The 920-nt window shown below is 67.1% G+C and carries 2 protein-coding genes; both read left to right on the forward strand.

The genetic code is table 11. The features are described 5' to 3' along the window. Positions 1 to 407: hypothetical protein (locus ABD844_RS52740; RefSeq protein WP_344897852.1), on the forward strand; the 407-nt coding region annotated here is incomplete at its 5' end. A gap of 172 nt (positions 408 to 579) precedes the next feature. Further along, the coding region (locus ABD844_RS52745) for a hypothetical protein (RefSeq protein WP_344897855.1) at positions 580 to 920 on the forward strand (341 nt) is incomplete at its 3' end.

Here is a 920-nt window from a genome sequence, read left to right on the forward strand (position 1 = left end):
TGATCGCCGCCTACCAGCGGGCTTCGAAGGCGGAGCTGGACAACCCGCTCGCGCTGCTGACTGGGGCAGCCGCGGCCCGGGAGTTACCCGTGCTGGAGTCCGGGGCGGATGAGGACGGCGCGTGGGTGGCGCTCGCCCGGCGGCCCGAGACGCCCGCGTGGGGGCCCGACGGGACATCTCCGCTGCTCGTCATCCTGGCGCGAGAGGAGGACCTCGGTTGGTGGGAGGCCGGGCCTGGCTCCTGGAAGTGGCACATGAGGCCCGACCTTCCCGCCGGTGTATCTGTGCCGGCCTACACCACCCCGTACGCGAACGTCGTCGCCCCGCCGCCGTCGGTGGAGGTCGCGGCTGAGGTGTTCGGCTTTGCCGCGCAGGTGCTGGCTGGGACCCTGACGATCAAGCCGTAGCCGGGTCAGACGGCTCTTCAGCTTGCTTCTTCCTCGCCCTCTACTTCCCCCTCGTCTCGCCTTGATCCGCAGGTCACAGGTCCGCTCAGCGGGCATTGTGACCTGCGGATATACCTCTGGGCTTAGCCAGACACCCATTGATATCAAAATAGTTAGAAACTATGATTATGATATGCATCCATCGCTCCTCTCCCCCTCACCGGAGGCCACGGCCATGACCACCACCGCATACGCCCCCACCGCATACGCCCCCACCGGCCACACCCTTCCTGTGGGCCGCACCTGCGAGACCAGCGCCATCTACGCGGTGCGCACCCCGCAGCACTTGGAGACCGTCCTGGGCATCGCCGCCCGCGACGACTTCCACTACGCGACCACCAACCCGTTCGACCAGGAGACCGCCGACTTCTTCACCCTCCGCGAGCGCAACTTCGTCGGCCCGTGCTGGTTCGTCTGGTTCGACACCAGTGGGGAGCTGCACGCGACCCGTATCGGCAAGTCCGGCATCATCCG

It is taken from the genome of Nonomuraea antimicrobica (genome assembly GCF_039536965.1).
Lineage (GTDB): Bacteria > Actinomycetota > Actinomycetes > Streptosporangiales > Streptosporangiaceae > Nonomuraea > Nonomuraea antimicrobica.